This is a genomic window from Streptomyces sp. CNH287 (assembly GCF_000424825.1).
On record NZ_AUKQ01000015.1, the window covers coordinates 29,445 to 46,401 of the forward strand.

The 16,957-nt window shown below is 67.8% G+C and carries 26 protein-coding genes; 23 read left to right on the forward strand and 3 right to left on the reverse strand.

Annotated features, from left to right (window positions below; all coding sequences use genetic code 11):
* Positions 1-13: 13 nt before the first annotated feature.
* Positions 14-2,137, forward strand: a complete 2,124-nt coding sequence (gene fusA, locus H299_RS0116260) for an elongation factor G (RefSeq protein WP_027749254.1) — start codon at positions 14-16, stop codon at positions 2,135-2,137.
* Between the two features lie 221 nt (positions 2,138-2,358).
* On the forward strand, positions 2,359-3,552 hold the full coding sequence (gene tuf / locus H299_RS0116265; RefSeq protein ID WP_027749255.1) for an elongation factor Tu: 1,194 nt from the start codon (positions 2,359-2,361) through the stop codon (positions 3,550-3,552).
* Between the two features lie 107 nt (positions 3,553-3,659).
* Here the strand turns inward: tuf and H299_RS0116270 are convergent, their stop codons facing one another.
* The 3 genes from H299_RS0116270 to H299_RS0116280 form a co-directional block, all read right to left on the reverse strand.
* Positions 3,660-4,589 (reverse strand): PRC and DUF2382 domain-containing protein, encoded by a 930-nt coding sequence (locus H299_RS0116270; RefSeq protein WP_027749256.1) that lies wholly within the window; start codon positions 4,587-4,589, stop codon positions 3,660-3,662.
* A 214-nt stretch (positions 4,590-4,803) separates the two neighbouring features.
* Entirely contained in the window at positions 4,804-5,088 is a 285-nt protein-coding gene (locus tag H299_RS0116275; protein ID WP_037759318.1) for a hypothetical protein, read from the reverse strand.
* A 118-nt stretch (positions 5,089-5,206) separates the two neighbouring features.
* Positions 5,207-6,001 carry a hypothetical protein gene (locus H299_RS0116280; RefSeq protein WP_027749258.1) on the reverse strand — a complete coding sequence of 265 codons (795 nt, stop codon included), beginning with the start codon at positions 5,999-6,001 and terminating at the stop codon, positions 5,207-5,209.
* A gap of 852 nt (positions 6,002-6,853) precedes the next feature.
* Here H299_RS0116280 and rpsJ point away from each other — a divergent pair.
* From rpsJ to rplO, 21 genes are all read left to right on the forward strand, one after another.
* Complete coding sequence (rpsJ, locus tag H299_RS0116285; RefSeq protein WP_016909683.1) at positions 6,854-7,162, forward strand: 30S ribosomal protein S10; 309 nt, start codon at positions 6,854-6,856, stop codon at positions 7,160-7,162.
* Between the two features lie 14 nt (positions 7,163-7,176).
* On the forward strand, positions 7,177-7,821 hold the full coding sequence (rplC, locus tag H299_RS0116290; protein ID WP_027749259.1) for a 50S ribosomal protein L3: 645 nt from the start codon (positions 7,177-7,179) through the stop codon (positions 7,819-7,821).
* 8 nt (positions 7,822-7,829) lie between these two features.
* The gene (gene rplD, locus H299_RS0116295; protein ID WP_027749260.1) at positions 7,830-8,498 is read left to right on the forward strand and encodes a 50S ribosomal protein L4; all 669 of its coding nucleotides are present in this window, start codon (positions 7,830-7,832) and stop codon (positions 8,496-8,498) included.
* Complete coding sequence (gene rplW, locus H299_RS0116300; protein WP_027749261.1) at positions 8,498-8,920, forward strand: 50S ribosomal protein L23; 423 nt, start codon at positions 8,498-8,500, stop codon at positions 8,918-8,920. Before rplD ends, rplW begins: the two co-directional genes overlap by 1 nt.
* Positions 8,921-8,959: 39 nt before the next feature.
* Positions 8,960-9,796 (forward strand): 50S ribosomal protein L2, encoded by an 837-nt coding sequence (gene rplB / locus H299_RS0116305; protein ID WP_027749262.1) that lies wholly within the window; start codon positions 8,960-8,962, stop codon positions 9,794-9,796.
* A 12-nt stretch (positions 9,797-9,808) separates the two neighbouring features.
* Positions 9,809-10,090, forward strand: coding sequence for a 30S ribosomal protein S19 (rpsS, locus tag H299_RS0116310; RefSeq protein WP_027749263.1), 282 nt, complete (start codon positions 9,809-9,811; stop codon positions 10,088-10,090).
* 43 nt (positions 10,091-10,133) lie between these two features.
* Positions 10,134-10,481 carry a 50S ribosomal protein L22 gene (gene rplV / locus H299_RS0116315; protein ID WP_027749264.1) on the forward strand — a complete coding sequence of 116 codons (348 nt, stop codon included), beginning with the start codon at positions 10,134-10,136 and terminating at the stop codon, positions 10,479-10,481.
* Positions 10,481-11,338: a 30S ribosomal protein S3 gene (gene rpsC, locus H299_RS0116320; protein WP_027749265.1), complete on the forward strand. Its 858-nt coding sequence runs from the start codon at positions 10,481-10,483 to the stop codon at positions 11,336-11,338. The genes rplV and rpsC overlap by 1 nt, the downstream gene beginning before the upstream one ends.
* 3 nt (positions 11,339-11,341) lie before the next feature.
* Complete coding sequence (gene rplP / locus H299_RS0116325; protein WP_027749266.1) at positions 11,342-11,761, forward strand: 50S ribosomal protein L16; 420 nt, start codon at positions 11,342-11,344, stop codon at positions 11,759-11,761.
* A complete protein-coding gene (gene rpmC, locus H299_RS0116330) occupies positions 11,761-12,000 on the forward strand; it encodes a 50S ribosomal protein L29 (protein ID WP_027749267.1) in 240 nt (79 codons plus the stop codon). The genes rplP and rpmC overlap by 1 nt, the downstream gene beginning before the upstream one ends.
* Positions 12,000-12,290, forward strand: a complete 291-nt coding sequence (gene rpsQ / locus H299_RS0116335) for a 30S ribosomal protein S17 (protein WP_027749268.1) — start codon at positions 12,000-12,002, stop codon at positions 12,288-12,290. The genes rpmC and rpsQ overlap by 1 nt, the downstream gene beginning before the upstream one ends.
* 127 nt (positions 12,291-12,417) lie before the next feature.
* Entirely contained in the window at positions 12,418-12,786 is a 369-nt protein-coding gene (rplN, locus tag H299_RS0116340; RefSeq protein WP_027749269.1) for a 50S ribosomal protein L14, read from the forward strand.
* A 2-nt stretch (positions 12,787-12,788) separates the two neighbouring features.
* Entirely contained in the window at positions 12,789-13,112 is a 324-nt protein-coding gene (rplX, locus tag H299_RS0116345; protein WP_027749270.1) for a 50S ribosomal protein L24, read from the forward strand.
* Positions 13,112-13,681 carry a 50S ribosomal protein L5 gene (rplE, locus tag H299_RS0116350; RefSeq protein ID WP_027749271.1) on the forward strand — a complete coding sequence of 190 codons (570 nt, stop codon included), beginning with the start codon at positions 13,112-13,114 and terminating at the stop codon, positions 13,679-13,681. Before rplX ends, rplE begins: the two co-directional genes overlap by 1 nt.
* 2 nt (positions 13,682-13,683) lie before the next feature.
* Complete coding sequence (locus tag H299_RS0116355) at positions 13,684-13,869, forward strand: type Z 30S ribosomal protein S14 (RefSeq protein ID WP_027749272.1); 186 nt, start codon at positions 13,684-13,686, stop codon at positions 13,867-13,869.
* A 266-nt stretch (positions 13,870-14,135) separates the two neighbouring features.
* On the forward strand, positions 14,136-14,534 hold the full coding sequence (gene rpsH / locus H299_RS0116360; RefSeq protein WP_027749273.1) for a 30S ribosomal protein S8: 399 nt from the start codon (positions 14,136-14,138) through the stop codon (positions 14,532-14,534).
* 20 nt (positions 14,535-14,554) lie between these two features.
* Positions 14,555-15,094, forward strand: a complete 540-nt coding sequence (gene rplF / locus H299_RS0116365) for a 50S ribosomal protein L6 (protein WP_027749274.1) — start codon at positions 14,555-14,557, stop codon at positions 15,092-15,094.
* A gap of 2 nt (positions 15,095-15,096) precedes the next feature.
* Positions 15,097-15,480: a 50S ribosomal protein L18 gene (gene rplR / locus H299_RS0116370; RefSeq protein ID WP_027749275.1), complete on the forward strand. Its 384-nt coding sequence runs from the start codon at positions 15,097-15,099 to the stop codon at positions 15,478-15,480.
* Positions 15,481-15,534: 54 nt separating this feature from the next.
* Positions 15,535-16,134, forward strand: a complete 600-nt coding sequence (gene rpsE, locus H299_RS0116375) for a 30S ribosomal protein S5 (protein WP_027749276.1) — start codon at positions 15,535-15,537, stop codon at positions 16,132-16,134.
* Positions 16,134-16,316, forward strand: coding sequence for a 50S ribosomal protein L30 (rpmD, locus tag H299_RS0116380; protein WP_027749277.1), 183 nt, complete (start codon positions 16,134-16,136; stop codon positions 16,314-16,316). Before rpsE ends, rpmD begins: the two co-directional genes overlap by 1 nt.
* A 1-nt stretch (position 16,317) precedes the next feature.
* Positions 16,318-16,782, forward strand: coding sequence for a 50S ribosomal protein L15 (gene rplO / locus H299_RS0116385; RefSeq protein WP_027749278.1), 465 nt, complete (start codon positions 16,318-16,320; stop codon positions 16,780-16,782).
* Positions 16,783-16,957: the final 175 nt, after the last annotated feature.

Sequence of the window (16,957 nt, forward strand, 5' to 3'; positions counted from 1 at the left end):
AGACTGAAGCCTTATGGCTACCACTTCACTTGACCTGGCCAAGGTCCGCAACATCGGGATCATGGCTCACATCGACGCGGGCAAGACGACGACCACCGAGCGGATCCTGTACTACACCGGTGTGAGCTACAAGATCGGTGAGGTCCACGACGGCGCTGCCACGATGGACTGGATGGAGCAGGAGCAGGAGCGCGGCATCACCATCACGTCCGCCGCGACGACCTGCCACTGGCCGCTCAACGACGTCGATCACACGATCAACATCATCGACACCCCCGGGCACGTCGACTTCACCGTCGAGGTGGAGCGGTCCCTGCGCGTGCTCGACGGTGCGGTCACCGTGTTCGACGGCGTGGCCGGCGTCGAGCCGCAGTCGGAGACCGTGTGGCGGCAGGCGGACCGGTACGGCGTACCGCGTATCTGCTTCGTCAACAAGCTGGACCGTACGGGCGCCGAGTTCCACCGCTGCGTCGACATGATCGAGAACCGCCTCGGTGCGGTTCCCCTGGTCATGCAGCTGCCGATCGGTACCGAGGCCGACTTCAAGGGCGTGGTCGACCTCGTCCGCATGAAGGCGCTCGTCTGGTCCGCCGAGGCCGCACTCGGGGAGATGTACGACACCGTCGAGATCCCCGACACGCACACCGAGGCGGCCGACGAGTGGCGCGGCAAGCTGCTCGAATCCGTCGCCGAGAACGACGAGGAGATGATGGAGCTGTACCTCGAGGGCCAGGAGCCCACCGAGGACCAGCTCATGGCGGCCATCCGCCGCATCACCCTCGCCTCCACGGGCGCCGAGGGCAGTGTCACCGTGACCCCGGTGTTCTGCGGCACCGCGTTCAAGAACAAGGGCGTGCAGCCCCTGCTCGACGCGGTCGTGCGCTACCTGCCGTCGCCGCTGGACGTCGAGGCCGTCGAGGGCCACTCGGTGAAGGACTCCACAGAGGTCCTGTCCCGGAGGCCCTCGGTGGACGAGCCGCTGTCCGCGCTCGCCTTCAAGATCGCGAGTGACCCGCACCTCGGGAAGCTCACCTTCATCCGGGTCTACTCCGGCGTGCTGAACACCGGCACGCAGGTGCTGAACTCGGTGAAGGGCAAGAAGGAGCGCATCGGCAAGATCTACCGCATGCACGCGAACAAGCGTGAGGAGATCGAGTCGGTCGGTGCCGGTGACATCGTCGCCGTCATGGGTCTCAAGCAGACCACCACCGGCGAGACGCTCTGCGACGCGGGCAAGCCCGTGATCCTGGAGTCCATGGAGTTCCCGGCCCCGGTGATCGAGGTCGCCATCGAGCCGAAGTCCAAGGGCGACCAGGAGAAGCTGGGTGTCGCGATCCAGCGGCTGGCCGAGGAGGACCCGTCCTTCCAGGTCAAGACCGACGAGGAGACCGGCCAGACGATCATCGCGGGTATGGGCGAGCTGCACCTCGACGTGCTGGTCGACCGTATGAAGCGCGAGTTCCGCGTCGAGGCGAACGTCGGTAAGCCGCAGGTGGCCTACCGCGAGACGCTGCGCAAGCCCGTCGAGCGGGTCGACTACACGCACAAGAAGCAGACTGGCGGTTCCGGCCAGTTCGCGAAGGTGCAGATCGCGGTCGAGCCGCTCGAGGGCGACGGCTACGAGTTCGTCAACAAGGTCACGGGTGGCCGCATCCCGCGGGAGTACATCCCGTCCGTGGACGCGGGCTGCCAGGACGCCATGGAGTTCGGCGTGCTGGCGGGCTACCCGCTCACCGGCGTACGGGTCACGCTGCTGGACGGCGCGTTCCACGACGTCGACTCGTCCGAGATGGCGTTCAAGATCGCCGGTTCGATGGCCTTCAAGGAGGCCGCACGGAAGGCCAGCCCGGCCATCCTCGAACCGATGATGGCCGTGGACGTCACCACGCCCGAGGACTACATGGGCGATGTGATCGGCGACATCAACTCCCGCCGTGGCCAGGTACAGGCCATGGAGGACCGGGGCGCCGCCAAGCTCGTCAAGGGCCTGGTACCGCTCTCGGAGATGTTCGGTTACGTCGGTGACCTGCGCAGCAAGACCTCCGGTCGCGCAAGCTACTCCATGCAGTTCGACTCCTACGCCGAGGTTCCCAAGAGCGTCGCCGAGGAGATCATCGCGAAGGCCAAGGGCGAGTAACTCCGGATACCCGGAGCTGCGCACCCTTTAAGCTGGAGCAAAGGCATTCGGGGCATCCGCCGCAGATCGCCCACCGATCTGCGGCGGTTCCCCGGCCGCCCGCCCATAAAATCGAAGCGGTCAAGGGCGTCCCCTCGGGGTCCTGACCGATTCGGAACGACCACCTGAACCCTTCCGCAGTCAGCGGCGGGCGTACAGCATCAGTCCACAGGAGGACCCCAGTGGCGAAGGCGAAGTTCGAGCGGACTAAGCCGCACGTCAACATCGGCACCATCGGTCACATCGACCACGGTAAGACGACGCTCACCGCGGCGATTACCAAGGTGCTGCACGACGCGTACCCGGACCTGAACGAGGCTTCGGCCTTCGAGAACATCGACAAGGCTCCTGAGGAGCGCCAGCGCGGTATCACCATCTCCATCGCGCACGTCGAGTACCAGACGGAGAACCGTCACTACGCCCACGTCGACTGCCCCGGTCACGCGGACTACATCAAGAACATGATCACCGGTGCCGCCCAGATGGACGGCGCCATCCTCGTGGTCGCCGCCACCGACGGCCCGATGCCGCAGACCAAGGAGCACGTGCTCCTGGCCCGCCAGGTCGGTGTTCCGTACATCGTCGTCGCGCTGAACAAGGCCGACATGGTGGACGACGAGGAGATCATGGAGCTCGTCGAGCTCGAGGTCCGTGAGCTTCTCTCGGAGTACGAGTTCCCGGGCGACGACCTGCCGGTCGTGAAGGTCTCCGCGCTCAAGGCGCTGGAGGGTGACGCGGAGTGGGGCGAGTCCATCGTCAAGCTGATGGCCGCCGTCGACGAGGCGATCCCGCAGCCCGAGCGTGACGTCGAGAAGCCGTTCCTCATGCCGATCGAGGACGTCTTCACGATCACCGGTCGCGGTACGGTCGTCACCGGCCGTATCGAGCGTGGTGTCCTGAAGGTCAACGAGACCGTCGACATCATCGGCATCAAGACCGAGAAGACCACCACCACGGTCACCGGTATCGAGATGTTCCGCAAGCTGCTCGACGAGGGCCAGGCCGGTGAGAACGTCGGTCTGCTGCTCCGTGGCATCAAGCGCGAGGACGTCGAGCGCGGCCAGGTCATCATCAAGCCCGGCTCGGTCACCCCGCACACGGAGTTCGAGGCGCAGGCGTACATCCTGTCGAAGGACGAGGGCGGTCGGCACACCCCGTTCTTCAACAACTACCGCCCGCAGTTCTACTTCCGCACCACCGACGTGACCGGCGTGGTGACCCTCCCCGAGGGCACCGAGATGGTCATGCCGGGCGACAACACCGAGATGAGCGTCTCGCTCATCCAGCCCGTCGCCATGGAAGAGGGCCTGAAGTTCGCCATCCGTGAGGGTGGCCGGACGGTGGGCGCCGGTCAGGTCACCAAGATCAACAAGTGATCTGCGGCTCCTAGCGAGCGCATTCGGCTCCGGCCGGCGGAAGGGCCCGTACGACCACGTGGTTCGTGGTGGTGCGGGCCCTTCCGTGTGCCTCCGTGCGTCTCCGTTCAGCGGTGGCCTTCGCCGCGGTGGCGCCGCTCGCCCCCCTCCGGGATGTCCGCCTCGATCTGCTCCTTGCGGACCTGGCCGGTGACGGTCTCCTCCTCGATGTACTCGTCGGTGGTCAGCCGTACGCGCTCCACCGGCTCCGCGCGGGTCTCCACCACCGCACGCTCCTCCATCAGGACGATCTCCTGCTCCTCCTCGCCGATCTGCTGGCCGGCACGCGCGGCCTTGCGGTCCGCCTCGCTGATCGGTGTCCGCTCCACCCGGACCTCCTCGTGGCGGACGGGGACCGTCTGCTGCTGCTCCTCGGTGACCACGTACTTGTGCAGCCTCGCTCGGCCCACCTCGTGGCGCTCGGTGCCCACGTGCATCCGCTCCTCGGAGCGCGTCATGGACGCCTCGCCGGTGGGCATGCCGTGCCTGCTCCTGGCCGAGGCCGCGCCCGCGCCTGCGTCTGCTCCTGCCGTGGTGTCGGCCGCTGTGCCGGTGTCGCCTGCTGCGCCGGTGCCGACCGCGCCCATGGCGGCGGTGCCCATCGCGGCGGTGCCGCCGGCCGCGGAGGCGTCCGTACCGGACCTGGTCCGGTCGGTGTCCTCGGCCGCGTGGACGGAGCGCCAGTCGATCTCGTAGTAGTCGTACAGGCGGTGTTCCTCTCGCTCGGAGAGATGGCCCCCGGAGTCGACGTCCACGTGCGGAGCGTCCTTGACCTTGTCCTTGGGGTAGGGCACCTCGAGGTGGTCCTGGACGACGCTGGCCTCGTGGATGGGCACGAAGGACTCGGCGGTGCCGAACATGCCCATCTTGACGGTGACCCAGTCGGGCTCACCTGTGGCGTCGTCGAAGTAGACACGCTTCGCGTCGCCGAGCTTGCTCCCGTCACTGCCGTAGACGGGGTGATCCAGCACGGTGGGGATCTGTTCACGAGTGATCACTTTGGCCTCCTTCTCCGGCGCCCCTTCTCCGGCGCTCGTAGGAGACGGGTATCCGGACACTCAGGGGCAAAACGGAAAGTTCTGCACCTGGATATGGAGGCGTGGAGACAGGTGGGTGGTCGGCCGCTAGGTGGTCGGCGGTCGGCCGCGTAAAGCGTCTACGGGTGGAGCGGCTGCACGGACTACCCCACCTTCTCGCGTGTCCGTACCGGTGTCAGTCCTCGTCGTCCGGCGGCTCAGGCGTCTCGGGATGGGTGCCGGTCTGCTCGCCGCGCAGCCGCTGGCCCATCTCGCTGTTGCCCACCTGGACCCTGTCGGGTATCCCGGGGCCCTCGAAGCCGGGCGAACTGAAGCCCGGAGAGTACCTCTCCGAATCGGTGCCGGAGGAAGGCGTGGTGGGGTCCACGTCCTCCAGGATCTCGCTGACGGTGTTGGGGAGTTGGCTGCGGTCGGGGTGGCCGTCGCGGTCACCGTCCTGCTGCGGTTCCTTCGTCGTCACGTGATGCCCCTTGGGTGCCGGTGCCGCCGGAAGCGCTGTCGCCGGGTCAGCGTACGCCCACACGACAGATCGGAGCGGGTGCTGCCTCACCTGCCGGTCGTAGCTGTGTCCCCCGTCGCTACGCCGCGAGGGGCGCGGTGCGGCAGGCGGGGCAGGGGCCGGCGGTGGGGGAGCGGTGGGCGCGGTCGCAGGTGTCGCAGTTCTGGAGCGGGTGCGGGCGGGCCGCCGGTGGCGGGGCTGGGGGCAGGGGCGGAGGCAGCAGGGCAGTGAGGCGGTGTGCCAGCAGGGCGGCGGGGTGGCGCAGGGTGCCGACCGCCGGGAGGTCCGCCATGAGGGCCCGGCGTACGGCGTCGGGGGTGGCGCCGCGCTCCAGCCAGGTGGCGGCGGCCGGGGCGAGGCGGCGTACGTCCCGCTCCGGGAGCAGCAGGCGCGGGTCGTCGCGGTGCAGGCCCGCGAGCAGCTCGGCGGCGGTGCGGTGGCGGGCCAGGTCGGGGGAGCCGGGCTCAGGAAGCGGCGGGACTGGGGGCAGCGTGGCGGCGCGGGGCCGCTCCTCGGGCTTCCGGCGGGGCGCGGGTGCCACGTGGCCCGGCCGGTCGTACGACACGGTGCGCGTGACGATCCGGCCGCCCGCGAGCCGCTCCCTCGTACGCGTCAGATAGCCGTGTGCCGCCAGCTCGCGCAGCGCGGCGGCGATACGGACCTCGCCCTCCGGGAAGCGGGCGGTCAGCGACTTGATGTCGACGCGGGCGCCGTCGGGCAGCGACTGGATGTGGACGGCGAGCCCGATCGCGACGAGCGTCAGCTCGCGGTGCTGGGCGAGGTGGTTGCCGACGACCGTGAAGCGCTCGGTGTGGCGGGTGCGGACATGGACGACGCCGGCGCGCGGGGGCGCGCTAAGCTGCGTTTCACCCATCGGGAAGCTCCTACTTCCTCGGTGGTCAGGCCCTCGTCCCGGGAGTGGAGTCCCGGCCGGGGGCCGTCTCATGTGTGGAGTTGTGCGGTTCGCGGCGAGCCTATGCCAGCCGATGCGCACGGAGTCCAGCCCGAGCGCGGCCGTTCACCCGAAGGAGTACGGGGGCCCGGGGTGGGTTGGGTGAGGTTCTCTCCCAAAGGCTTTTGAAGCTTTTGATATCGAGCCGCACCGCTCGCCCGCCGACCGGGACGCGTCCCGCCGCGACACGGTGAGTCCGTCTCCACGGTGAGGGGCGAAGCAGGAAGGCATGGGTGTTCCGCAGACATCGGCGCGGCGGGTTGGGCCGACGCCCTTGCGCTGATCTCCGGGGCGCTGGCCGTCCGTCCGATGATCCGCTTGCGGCTGCGTAAGGTCGACATTGGCTCGGAGCCGGACCGGCAGCGACGCGGCTGAGGCGTGGGCCCGGAATGTCTGGAGTGCCCCGGCGGCTGCCGGGTGCGTGCCGCCCGCAGGCCCGATTGGCGTGGCTCCGGCGTGCTATGGCACACTGTGCAGGTTGCTCGGTTGAGTGCCGATGCTGTGCGCCTCCCGCCGGGAGGACCGGAAGCGAGTCCCAAGGTATTCGTCGCCCCTCATCAGGGGCGGAAGTACGGGAATCTTCCGGGAAGCGCAGGAGGGGCTTCAGCCAGGCGCCGGTGGGATTCTTCCCCCGCTTCCTTCCAAGGGAAACCCTCCTCGGAGAATTCCGGAAGGGGTACGACACGCCCGACCGCGTGGGTCGGAGCGGGTCCGCAGGGGAGAAGAAGTCCGCAGGTTCCAGAGCGTGACGAGAGACAGGACTACGAAGTAGCCATGGCGGGACAGAAGATCCGCATCCGGCTCAAGGCCTACGACCACGAGGTCATCGACAACTCGGCGAAGAAGATCGTCGAGACGGTGACGCGTACTGGTGCGTCGGTCGCGGGCCCGGTGCCGCTGCCCACTGAGAAGAACGTGTACTGCGTCATCAAGTCGCCGCACAAGTACAAGGACGCGCGCGAGCACTTCGAGATGCGCACGCACAAGCGCCTGATCGACATCCTCGACCCGACCCCCAAGACCGTTGACTCGTTGATGCGCCTGGACCTTCCGGCCGGCGTCGACATCGAGATCAAGCTCTGAGAGGCGCGGGAGAGATGACTAAGCAGATCAAGGGTGTCCTGGGCGAGAAGCTCGGCATGACCCAGGTCTGGGACGAGAACAACCGGATCGTCCCCGTGACCGTGGTCAAAGCCGGCCCCTGCGTCGTGACCCAGGTGCGCACCACTGACAAGGACGGCTACGACGCCGTCCAGATCGCCTTCGGCGAGATCGACCCGCGCAAGGTGAACAAGCCCCTCAAGGGTCACTTCGCCAAGGCCGACGTCACCCCGCGCCGTCACCTCGTGGAGCTCCGCACGCCGGACGCCTCCGAGTACACGCTCGGCCAGGAAGTCACCGCCGAGGTCTTCGACTCCGGTCTCAAGGTCGACGTCACCGGCAAGAGCAAGGGCAAGGGCTTCGCCGGCGGTATGAAGCGCCACGGCTTCCGCGGTGGCAAGGCATCGCACGGTGCCCACCGCGTGCACCGCAAGCCCGGCTCCATCGGTGGCTGCGCCACTCCCGGCCGTGTCTTCAAGGGCACCCGGATGGCCGGCCGCATGGGCAACGAGCGGGTCACCACCCAGAACCTGACCGTCCACGCCGTTGACGCGGAGAAGGGTCTGCTCCTCATCAAGGGAGCGGTTCCCGGACCGAACGGCGGCCTCGTCCTGGTCCGCACCGCGGCCAAGGGGGCGTGAGGTAGAAGATGAGCACCGCTAACACCATTCACATCCTTTCGCCGGCAGGCGACAAGGCCGGTACCGTCGAGCTCCCCGGGGAGATCTTCGACGTGCAGGTCAGCGTTCCGCTGATCCACCAGGTCGTCGTCGCCCAGCTGGCCGCTGCCCGTCAGGGCACGCACAAGACGAAGACGCGCGGCGAGGTCCGCGGCGGCGGCAAGAAGCCGTACCGCCAGAAGGGCACCGGCCGCGCGCGCCAGGGTTCGACCCGTGCGCCGCAGTTCGCCGGCGGTGGCGTCGTGCACGGTCCCGTGCCGCGCGACTACTCGCAGCGCACCCCGAAGAAGATGAAGGTCGCCGCCCTGCGCGGTGCCCTCTCCGACCGGGCGCGGCACGACCGCATCCACGTCGTCTCCGGCGTGGTCGAGGGCGACGTCTCCACCAAAGCCGCCAAGGAGCTGCTGGGCAAGGTCAGCGAGCGCAAGAACGTGCTCCTGGTCGCCGAGCGCAGCGACGAGGCCGCGTGGCTGTCCGCCCGCAACCTGCCCCAGGTGCACCTCCTCGACCCGGGCCAGCTGAACACGTACGACGTGCTCGTCTCCGACGACGTGGTCTTCACCAAGGCCGCTTTCGAGTCTTTCGTGTCCGGCCCCAAGGCCGCTGAGACCACAGAGACCGAAGGGAGCGACGCCTGATGGCTACGCGACACCCGAGCGTGGCGCCCAAGGCGGCGAAGATCGCCAAGGCCGCGCGGCTGGCCAAGGCCCGCCGCATCGCGACCGAGGGCAAGATCGCCACGGAGCCGACACCGCCGAGCAAGGCCTTCACCGACCCGCGCGACGTGCTGCTCAAGCCCGTCGTCTCGGAGAAGAGCTACGCGCTGCTGGACGAGAACAAGTACACCTTCATCGTCCACCCGAGCGCCAACAAGACCCAGATCAAGCAGGCCGTCGAGGCGGTCTTCTCGGTCAAGGTCTTCGGCGTGAACACGATCAACCGGCAGGGCAAGCGCAAGCGCACCCGCACCGGTTACGGCAAGCGCGCGGACACCAAGCGCGCCATCGTGACCCTCGCCGAGGGCGACCGCATCGACATCTTCGGCGGTCCGGTCTCCTGACGGAGTCCGGTCCGTCCGATATCGGACGAGGACTGAGAAATGGGTATCCGCAAGTACAAGCCGACGACCCCGGGCCGTCGTGGCTCCAGCGTCGCCGACTTCGTCGAGGTCACGCGGTCCACGCCGGAGAAGTCGCTGGTCCGCCCGCTGCACAGCAAGGGCGGCCGTAACAACGCCGGTCGTGTGACCGTTCGCCACCAGGGTGGTGGCCACAAGCGCGCCTACCGCGTGATCGACTTCCGTCGGCACGACAAGGACGGCGTGCCCGCGAAGGTCGCGCACATCGAGTACGACCCCAACCGCACCGCGCGTATCGCGCTTCTGCACTACGCCGACGGCGAGAAGCGCTACATCATCGCGCCGGCCGGCCTCCAGCAGGGCGCGAAGGTCGAGAACGGCCCCGGCGCGGACATCAAGCCGGGGAACAACCTGCCGCTGCGCTACATCCCGGTGGGTACGACCATCCACGCCATCGAGCTGCGGCCCGGCGGCGGCGCGAAGATCTCCCGTTCCGCGGGCGCCTCCGTGCAGCTGCTGGCGAAGGAGGGCCGCATGGCGACCCTCCGGATGCCGTCCGGCGAGGTGCGCATGGTCGACATCCGGTGCCGCGCCACGGTCGGCGAGGTCGGCAACGCCGAGCAGTCGAACATCAACTGGGGCAAGGCCGGCCGTATGCGCTGGAAGGGCGTACGCCCGACCGTCCGCGGTGTGGTCATGAACCCGATCGACCACCCGCACGGTGGTGGTGAGGGTCGTACCTCCGGTGGCCGCCACCCGGTTTCGCCGTGGGGCCAGAAGGAGGGCCGGACGCGCTCGCCGAAGAAGGCCAGCAACAAGTACATCGTCCGCCGCCGCAAGACGAACAAGAAGCGCTAGGAGCGGGTTCAGATGCCGCGCAGTCTCAAGAAGGGGCCCTTCGTCGACGACCACCTGAGCAAGAAGGTGGACGTGCAGAACGAGGCAGGCACCAAGAACGTCATCAAGACCTGGTCCCGCCGCTCGATGATCGTCCCGGCCATGCTCGGCCACACGATCGCGGTGCATGACGGCCGCAAGCACATCCCGGTGTTCGTCACCGAGTCGATGGTCGGCCACAAGCTCGGCGAGTTTGCGCCGACCCGCACCTTCCGCGGCCACGTCAAGGACGACCGCAAGTCGCGGCGTCGCTGACCGGCGGGTGTGAAGACTTATGACTGACACCGAAGGGACAACCATGGAAGCCAGGGCCCAGGCGCGTTTCGTACGCGTCACGCCCATGAAGGCCCGCCGAGTGGTGGACCTTGTCCGTGGCATGGATGCCACGGAGGCACAGGCGGTCCTGCGCTTCGCCCCGCAGGCCGCGAGCGTGACCGTCGGCAAGGTGCTGGACAGCGCCATCGCCAACGCCGCGCACAACTACGACCACACCGACGCCGGCAGCCTCGTCATCTCCGAGGCGTACGTCGACGAGGGCCCGACCCTGAAGCGGTTCCGACCGCGCGCCCAGGGCCGTGCCTACCGGATCCGTAAGCGGACCAGCCACATCACGGTGGTCGTCAGCAGCAAGGAAGGAACCCGGTAATGGGCCAGAAGGTAAACCCGCACGGGTTCCGGCTCGGCATCACCACGGACTTCAAGTCGCGGTGGTACGCCGACAAGCTGTACAAGGACTACGTCAAGGAAGACGTCGCGATCCGCCGCATGCTCACGCAGGGCATGGAGCGGGCCGGCATCTCCAAGGTGGAGATCGAGCGCACCCGTGACCGGGTCCGCGTCGACGTCCACACCGCTCGTCCGGGCATCGTCATCGGCCGCCGCGGCGCCGAGGCCGACCGCCTGCGCGGCAACCTGGAGAAGCTGACCGGCAAGCAGATCCAGTTCAACATCCTCGAGGTCAAGAACCCGGAGACGGACGCTCAGCTGGTGGCCCAGGCCGTCGCCGAGCAGCTGTCCTCCCGCGTCTCCTTCCGCCGTGCGATGCGCAAGAGCATGCAGACCACGATGAAGGCCGGCGCCAAGGGCATCAAGATCCAGTGCGGTGGCCGTCTCGGCGGCGCCGAGATGTCCCGCTCGGAGTTCTACCGCGAGGGCCGCGTGCCCCTGCACACCCTCCGCGCCAACGTCGACTACGGCTTCTTCGAGGCCAAGACGACCTTCGGCCGGATCGGCGTGAAGGTCTGGATCTACAAGGGCGACGTCAAGAACATCGCCGAGGTCCGCGCCGAGAACGCCGCGGCCCGTGCGGGCAACCGCCCGTCGCGCGGCGGTGCCGGTGGCGGCGGCGGCAGCGACCGTCCCCGTCGCGGTGGCGAGCGTGGCGGCCGTGGCCGTAAGCCGCAGGGCCAGGCGCCGGCCGCGTCGGACGCCGCGGCCCCCAAGGCCGAAGCGGCTGCGGCTGCTCCGGCCGCCGACGCCGGCTCGGCCGGAAAGGAGTCCTGACCGATGCTTATCCCGCGCAGGGTAAAGCACCGCAAGCAGCACCACCCGAAGCGCAAGGGCATGGCCAAGGGCGGTACCGAGCTTGCTTTCGGTGAGTACGGCATCCAGGCCGTCACCCCGGCCTACGTGACGAACCGGCAGATCGAGGCAGCTCGTATCTCCATGACGCGTCACATCAAGCGTGGTGGCAAGGTGTGGATCAACATCTACCCGGACCGCCCGCTGACCAAGAAGCCGGCCGAGACCCGCATGGGTTCCGGTAAGGGTTCGCCGGAGTGGTGGGTCGCGAACGTCAAGCCCGGTCGGGTGATGTTCGAGCTGTCCTACCCGAACGAGAAGATTGCCAAGGAGGCGCTCATCCGCGCCGCCCACAAGCTTCCGATGAAGTGCCGGATCGTGCGGCGCGAGGCAGGTGAGTCGTGATGGCGGCCGGTACCAAGGCGACCGAGCTGCGTGAGCTGGGCGACGAGGAACTCCTCGGCAAGCTTCGCGAGGCCAAGGAAGAGCTGTTCAACCTCCGCTTCCAGGCGGCGACGGGCCAGCTTGAGAACCACGGCCGGCTCAGGGCCGTCCGCAAGGACATCGCCCGGATCTACACCCTCATGCGCGAGCGCGAGCTGGGCATCGAGACGGTGGAGAGCGAGACGGTGGAGAGCGCCTGATGAGCGAGACGAATGTGACTGAGACAGAGCAGCAGCCCAGCCGCGGCTTCCGCAAGACCCGTGAGGGTCTCGTCGTCAGCGACAAGATGGACAAGACCGTCGTCGTCGCCGTCGAGGACCGCGTCAAGCACGCGCTGTACGGCAAGGTCATCCGCCGTACCAACAAGCTCAAGGCGCACGACGAGCAGAACGCCGCCGGTGTCGGTGACCGTGTCCTCCTGATGGAGACCCGGCCGCTGTCCGCCACCAAGCGGTGGCGCATCGTCGAGATCCTCGAGAAGGCCAAGTAGGCAGTTCCCGTCAGGGAATTCCGATAATTGCAGCCTGGTTCGCCAGGACAGGTTCCGCCAGGCTCGGCGGGGTCTGTAGAGAGTTCTACAACCCCGCCGGGAACCGGCAGACGATCAGGAGATAGACGTGATCCAGCAGGAGTCGCGACTTCGTGTCGCCGACAACACGGGTGCGAAGGAGATTCTCACCATCCGTGTTCTCGGTGGCTCGGGTCGCCGCTACGCGGGCATCGGTGACGTCATTGTCGCTACCGTCAAGGACGCGATCCCGGGTGGGAACGTGAAGAAGGGCGACATCGTCAAGGCCGTCATCGTGCGCACCGTGAAGGAGCGCCGCCGCCCCGACGGCTCGTACATCCGCTTCGACGAGAACGCGGCCGTCATCCTCAAGGGCGATGGCGACCCCCGCGGCACCCGAATCTTTGGCCCTGTGGGCCGTGAGCTGCGCGAGAAGAAGTTCATGAGGATCATCTCCCTCGCGCCGGAGGTGCTGTGAGCATGAAGATCAAGAAGGGCGACCTGGTTCAGGTCATCACCGGCAAGGACCGCGGCAAGCAGGGCAAGGTCATCGTGTCCTACCCCCGCGAGAACCGCGTCCTGGTCGAGGGCGTCAACCGGGTCAAGAAGCACACCAAGGCCGGTCAGTCGGCTCGTGGTTCGAAGACCGGCGGCATCGTCACGACCGAGGCCCCTGTCCACGTGAGCAATGTTCAGCTCGTGGTGGAGAAGGACGGCAAGAAGGTCGTGACCCGTGTCGGGTACCGCTTCGACGACGAAGGCAACAAGATCCGCGTTGCCAAGCGGACCGGTGAGGACATCTGATGACTGCCGCCACCTCGACCAAGACCCCGCCGCGTCTCAAGACGCGGTACCGCGAGGAGATCGCGGGCAAGCTGCGTGACGAGTTCAAGTACGAGAACGTCATGCAGACCCCGGGTCTCACCAAGATCGTGGTCAACATGGGTGTGGGCGACGCAGCCCGCGACTCCAAGCTGATCGAGGGCGCCATCCGCGACCTCGCCACGATCACCGGCCAGAAGCCGGCCGTGACCAAGGCCCGCAAGTCCATCGCGCAGTTCAAGCTGCGCGAGGGTCAGCCGATCGGTGCCCACGTGACACTGCGCGGCGACCGGATGTGGGAGTTCCTGGACCGTCTGCTGTCGCTCGCGCTGCCGCGCATCCGCGACTTCCGCGGTCTGTCGCCGAAGCAGTTCGACGGCGCGGGGAACTACACCTTCGGCCTCACCGAGCAGGTCATGTTCCACGAGATCGACCAGGACAAGATCGACCGGGTCCGGGGCATGGACATCACCGTGGTCACCACGGCGACCAACGACGACGAGGGCCGCGCCCTCCTCCGTCACCTCGGCTTCCCGTTCAAGGAGAACTGACCATGGCGAAGAAGGCTCTGATCGCGAAGGCCGGCCGGAAGCCGAAGTTCGCGGTGCGCGGGTACACGCGCTGCCAGCGCTGCGGCCGTCCGCACTCCGTCTACCGCAAGTTCGGCCTCTGCCGCGTCTGCCTTCGTGAGATGGCACACCGTGGCGAGCTGCCGGGCGTGACCAAGAGCTCCTGGTAATTCCCCGTACGCCGCGGTGGCACCCGCCCCGCGGCGTATGCGGAACCAGCCAGGGCTCTCGGTAAGCAGCACGGCAGGCGAAGGCCCGGCTCCCTATCCCGTAGGCTTGTGGGGTTGGGCACTCGCCGCCGCGAATCGCGGGCGGGCACGCCCGCAAGAAACGCTTACTACGCCGTAGGTCCCCGTGCCGCACCCGTCCCGACCCAGATCGGGGAGAGGGATGGCGCATACAGGAAACCCCGGTGAGAGAGGCCGAAGGCCATCACATGACCATGACCGATCCGATCGCAGACATGCTGACGCGTCTGCGAAACGCGAACTCGGCGTACCACGACACCGTGTCGATGCCGCACAGCAAGATCAAGTCGCACATCGCGGAGATCCTCCAGCAGGAGGGCTACATCACCGGCTGGAAGACCGAGGACGCCCCCGTGGGCAAGAGCCTCGTCCTCGAGCTGAAGTTCGGCCCGAACCGCGAGCGCTCGATCGCCGGCATCAAGCGGATCTCGAAGCCGGGTCTTCGGGTCTACGCAAAGTCCACCAACCTGCCGAAGGTGCTCGGCGGCCTGGGCGTGGCGATCATCTCCACGTCCCACGGCCTCCTGACCGGCCAGCAGGCTCAGAAGAAGGGCGTGGGTGGGGAAGTCCTCGCCTACGTCTGGTAGTCGGGAACGGAGGTAAAGCAATGTCGCGAATCGGCAAGCTCCCCATTCAGGTTCCCGCCGGTGTGGACGTCACCATCGAGGGCCAGACGGTCGCGGTGAAGGGCCCCAAGGGTTCCCTCGCGCACACCGTTGCCGCCCCCATCGAGGTCGCCAAGGGCGAGGACGGCGTCATCGCCGTCACGCGCCCCAACGACGAGAGCCGGAACAAGGCCCTGCACGGCCTGTCCCGCACGCTGGTGGCGAACATGATCACTGGCGTGACCCAGGGATACACCAAGGCGCTCGAGATCAGCGGTGTCGGCTACCGCGTCCAGGCGAAGGGCTCCAACCTGGAGTTCGCGCTGGGCTACAGCCACCCGATCCTCATCGAGGCGCCGGAAGGCATCTCCTTCAAGGTCGAGTCCCCGACCAAGTTCACGGTCGAGGGCATCGACAAGCAGAAGGTCGGTGAGGTCGCAGCGAACATCCGCAAGCTTCGCAAGCCCGACCCCTACAAGGCCAAGGGCGTGAAGTACGCGGGTGAGGTCATCCGCCGCAAGGTCGGAAAGGCTGGTAAGTAGCCATGGCATACGGCGTGAAGATCGCCAAGGGCGACGCGTACAAGCGTGCCGCCGCCAAGCGCCGTCACCTCCGCGTCCGCAAGAAGGTCTCCGGTACGCCGGCGCGCCCGCGGCTGGTGGTGACGCGCTCCAACCGTCACATGGTGGCGCAGGTCGTGGACGACATCGCGGGTCACACCGTCGCTTCGGCGTCGACCCTCGACAGCTCCATCCGCGGTAACGCGGGCGACAAGAGCGCGCTGGCCAAGGAGGTCGGCGCACTGGTCGCCGAGCGTGCCAAGGCCGCGGGCGTCGAGACTGTCGTCTTCGACCGTGGCGGAAACAAGTACGCAGGGCGGATTGCCGCTCTGGCTGACGCCGCCCGCGAGGCCGGGCTCAAGTTCTGAGCTGTGGTCCGCAGCTATCCGTAGCTGGCGGCTGCAAACGAGAGAGGTAATCCAATGGCTGGACCCCAGCGCCGCGGTGGCGGCGCCGGTGGCGGCGAGCGGCGGGACCGCAAGGGCCGGGACGGCGGTGCCGCCGAGAAGACGGCCTACGTCGAGCGCGTGGTCGCGATCAATCGTGTCGCCAAGGTTGTGAAGGGTGGTCGTCGCTTCAGCTTCACCGCGCTGGTCGTGGTGGGTGACGGTGACGGCACCGTAGGCATCGGGTATGGCAAGGCCAAAGAGGTACCGGCCGCCATCGCCAAGGGTGTGGAAGAGGCCAAGAAGAACTTCTTCAAGGTTCCCCGCATCCAGGGCACCATCCCCCACCCCATCCAGGGTGAGGAGGCGGCGGGTGTCGTGCTGCTGAAGCCGGCTTCGCCCGGTACCGGCGTGATCGCCGGTGGCCCGGTGCGTGCCGTGCTGGAGTGCGCGGGCATCCACGACGTGCTGAGCAAGTCGCTCGGCTCGTCGAACCCGATCAACATCGTGCACGCCACGCGCGCCGCTCTGAAGGGCCTTCAGCGGCCCGAGGAGATCGCGGCCCGTCGTGGCCTGCCGCTCGAGGACGTGGCTCCCGCGGCTCTGCTGCGGGCGCGTGCCGGGGTGAGCGCGTAATGGCTCGCCTCAAGATCACGCAGACGCGTTCCATCATCGGGACCAAGCAGAACCACCGCGACACGCTGCGGACCCTGGGTCTGAAGCGTGTGAACGACGTCTCCGTCAGGGAGGCCCGTCCCGAGGTCGTCGGCATGGTGCACACCGTGCGTCACCTCGTCACGGTCGAGGAGGTCGACTGAAATGGCTGAGCCTCAGGGCGTCAAGCCGCTGAAGGTCCACAACCTCCGGCCTGCCCCGGGTGCCAAGACCGCCAAGACCCGGGTGGGTCGCGGTGAGGGCTCCAAGGGCAAGACCGCTGGTCGTGGTACGAAGGGTACGAAGGCCCGCTACCAGGTGCCGGAGCGCTTCGAGGGTGGGCAGATGCCGCTGCACATGCGGCTGCCCAAGCTCCGGGGCTTCCGGAACCCCGCGCACAAGCAGTTCCAGGTGGTGAACCTGGAGAAGCTGGCCGAGCTGTTCCCCGAGGGGGGCGAGGTCACCAAGGCCGACCTGGTCGCCAAGGGCGCGGTGCGCAAGAACGAGCTGGTGAAGGTGCTCGGCGCCGGAGAGATCTCCGTGTCGGTGCAGGTGACCGTGGACAAGGTCTCCGGCTCCGCCAAGGAGAAGATCACCGCCGCTGGCGGCACGGTCACCGAGCTCGTCTGAGCTTGCTGGCCCGACCGGCCGGGGATGCCCTTCGAGGGCATCCCCGGTTGGTCGTTCGGGGAACGTCGTCAATGTGGCGCCGTCAACACAGCGCCGTCGGCCAAGGGACGGTGCCTGAGAGGCGAAACGTGAGACGACACTCCCTAGGGGGGCACGGTCGCCGGTAAGGTGGCGT

Bases quoted from the DNA above. Each gene is read 5' to 3' on its own strand.
- fusA (WP_027749254.1), top strand. From the start codon at position 14: ATGGCTACCACTTCACTTGACCTGGCCAAGGTCCGCAACATCGGGATC.
- H299_RS0116280 (WP_027749258.1), bottom strand. From the start codon at position 6,001: ATGGGTGAAACGCAGCTTAGCGCGCCCCCGCGCGCCGGCGTCGTCCAT.
- rpsJ (WP_016909683.1), top strand. From the start codon at position 6,854: ATGGCGGGACAGAAGATCCGCATCCGGCTCAAGGCCTACGACCACGAG.
- rplC (WP_027749259.1), top strand. From the start codon at position 7,177: ATGACTAAGCAGATCAAGGGTGTCCTGGGCGAGAAGCTCGGCATGACC.
- rplD (WP_027749260.1), top strand. From the start codon at position 7,830: ATGAGCACCGCTAACACCATTCACATCCTTTCGCCGGCAGGCGACAAG.
- rplW (WP_027749261.1), top strand. From the start codon at position 8,498: ATGGCTACGCGACACCCGAGCGTGGCGCCCAAGGCGGCGAAGATCGCC.
- rplB (WP_027749262.1), top strand. From the start codon at position 8,960: ATGGGTATCCGCAAGTACAAGCCGACGACCCCGGGCCGTCGTGGCTCC.
- rpsS (WP_027749263.1), top strand. From the start codon at position 9,809: ATGCCGCGCAGTCTCAAGAAGGGGCCCTTCGTCGACGACCACCTGAGC.
- rplV (WP_027749264.1), top strand. From the start codon at position 10,134: ATGGAAGCCAGGGCCCAGGCGCGTTTCGTACGCGTCACGCCCATGAAG.
- rpsC (WP_027749265.1), top strand. From the start codon at position 10,481: ATGGGCCAGAAGGTAAACCCGCACGGGTTCCGGCTCGGCATCACCACG.
- rplP (WP_027749266.1), top strand. From the start codon at position 11,342: ATGCTTATCCCGCGCAGGGTAAAGCACCGCAAGCAGCACCACCCGAAG.
- rpmC (WP_027749267.1), top strand. From the start codon at position 11,761: ATGGCGGCCGGTACCAAGGCGACCGAGCTGCGTGAGCTGGGCGACGAG.
- rpsQ (WP_027749268.1), top strand. From the start codon at position 12,000: ATGAGCGAGACGAATGTGACTGAGACAGAGCAGCAGCCCAGCCGCGGC.
- rplX (WP_027749270.1), top strand. From the start codon at position 12,789: ATGAAGATCAAGAAGGGCGACCTGGTTCAGGTCATCACCGGCAAGGAC.
- rplE (WP_027749271.1), top strand. From the start codon at position 13,112: ATGACTGCCGCCACCTCGACCAAGACCCCGCCGCGTCTCAAGACGCGG.
- H299_RS0116355 (WP_027749272.1), top strand. From the start codon at position 13,684: ATGGCGAAGAAGGCTCTGATCGCGAAGGCCGGCCGGAAGCCGAAGTTC.
- rpsH (WP_027749273.1), top strand. From the start codon at position 14,136: ATGACCATGACCGATCCGATCGCAGACATGCTGACGCGTCTGCGAAAC.
- rplF (WP_027749274.1), top strand. From the start codon at position 14,555: ATGTCGCGAATCGGCAAGCTCCCCATTCAGGTTCCCGCCGGTGTGGAC.
- rplR (WP_027749275.1), top strand. From the start codon at position 15,097: ATGGCATACGGCGTGAAGATCGCCAAGGGCGACGCGTACAAGCGTGCC.
- rpsE (WP_027749276.1), top strand. From the start codon at position 15,535: ATGGCTGGACCCCAGCGCCGCGGTGGCGGCGCCGGTGGCGGCGAGCGG.
- rpmD (WP_027749277.1), top strand. From the start codon at position 16,134: ATGGCTCGCCTCAAGATCACGCAGACGCGTTCCATCATCGGGACCAAG.
- rplO (WP_027749278.1), top strand. From the start codon at position 16,318: ATGGCTGAGCCTCAGGGCGTCAAGCCGCTGAAGGTCCACAACCTCCGG.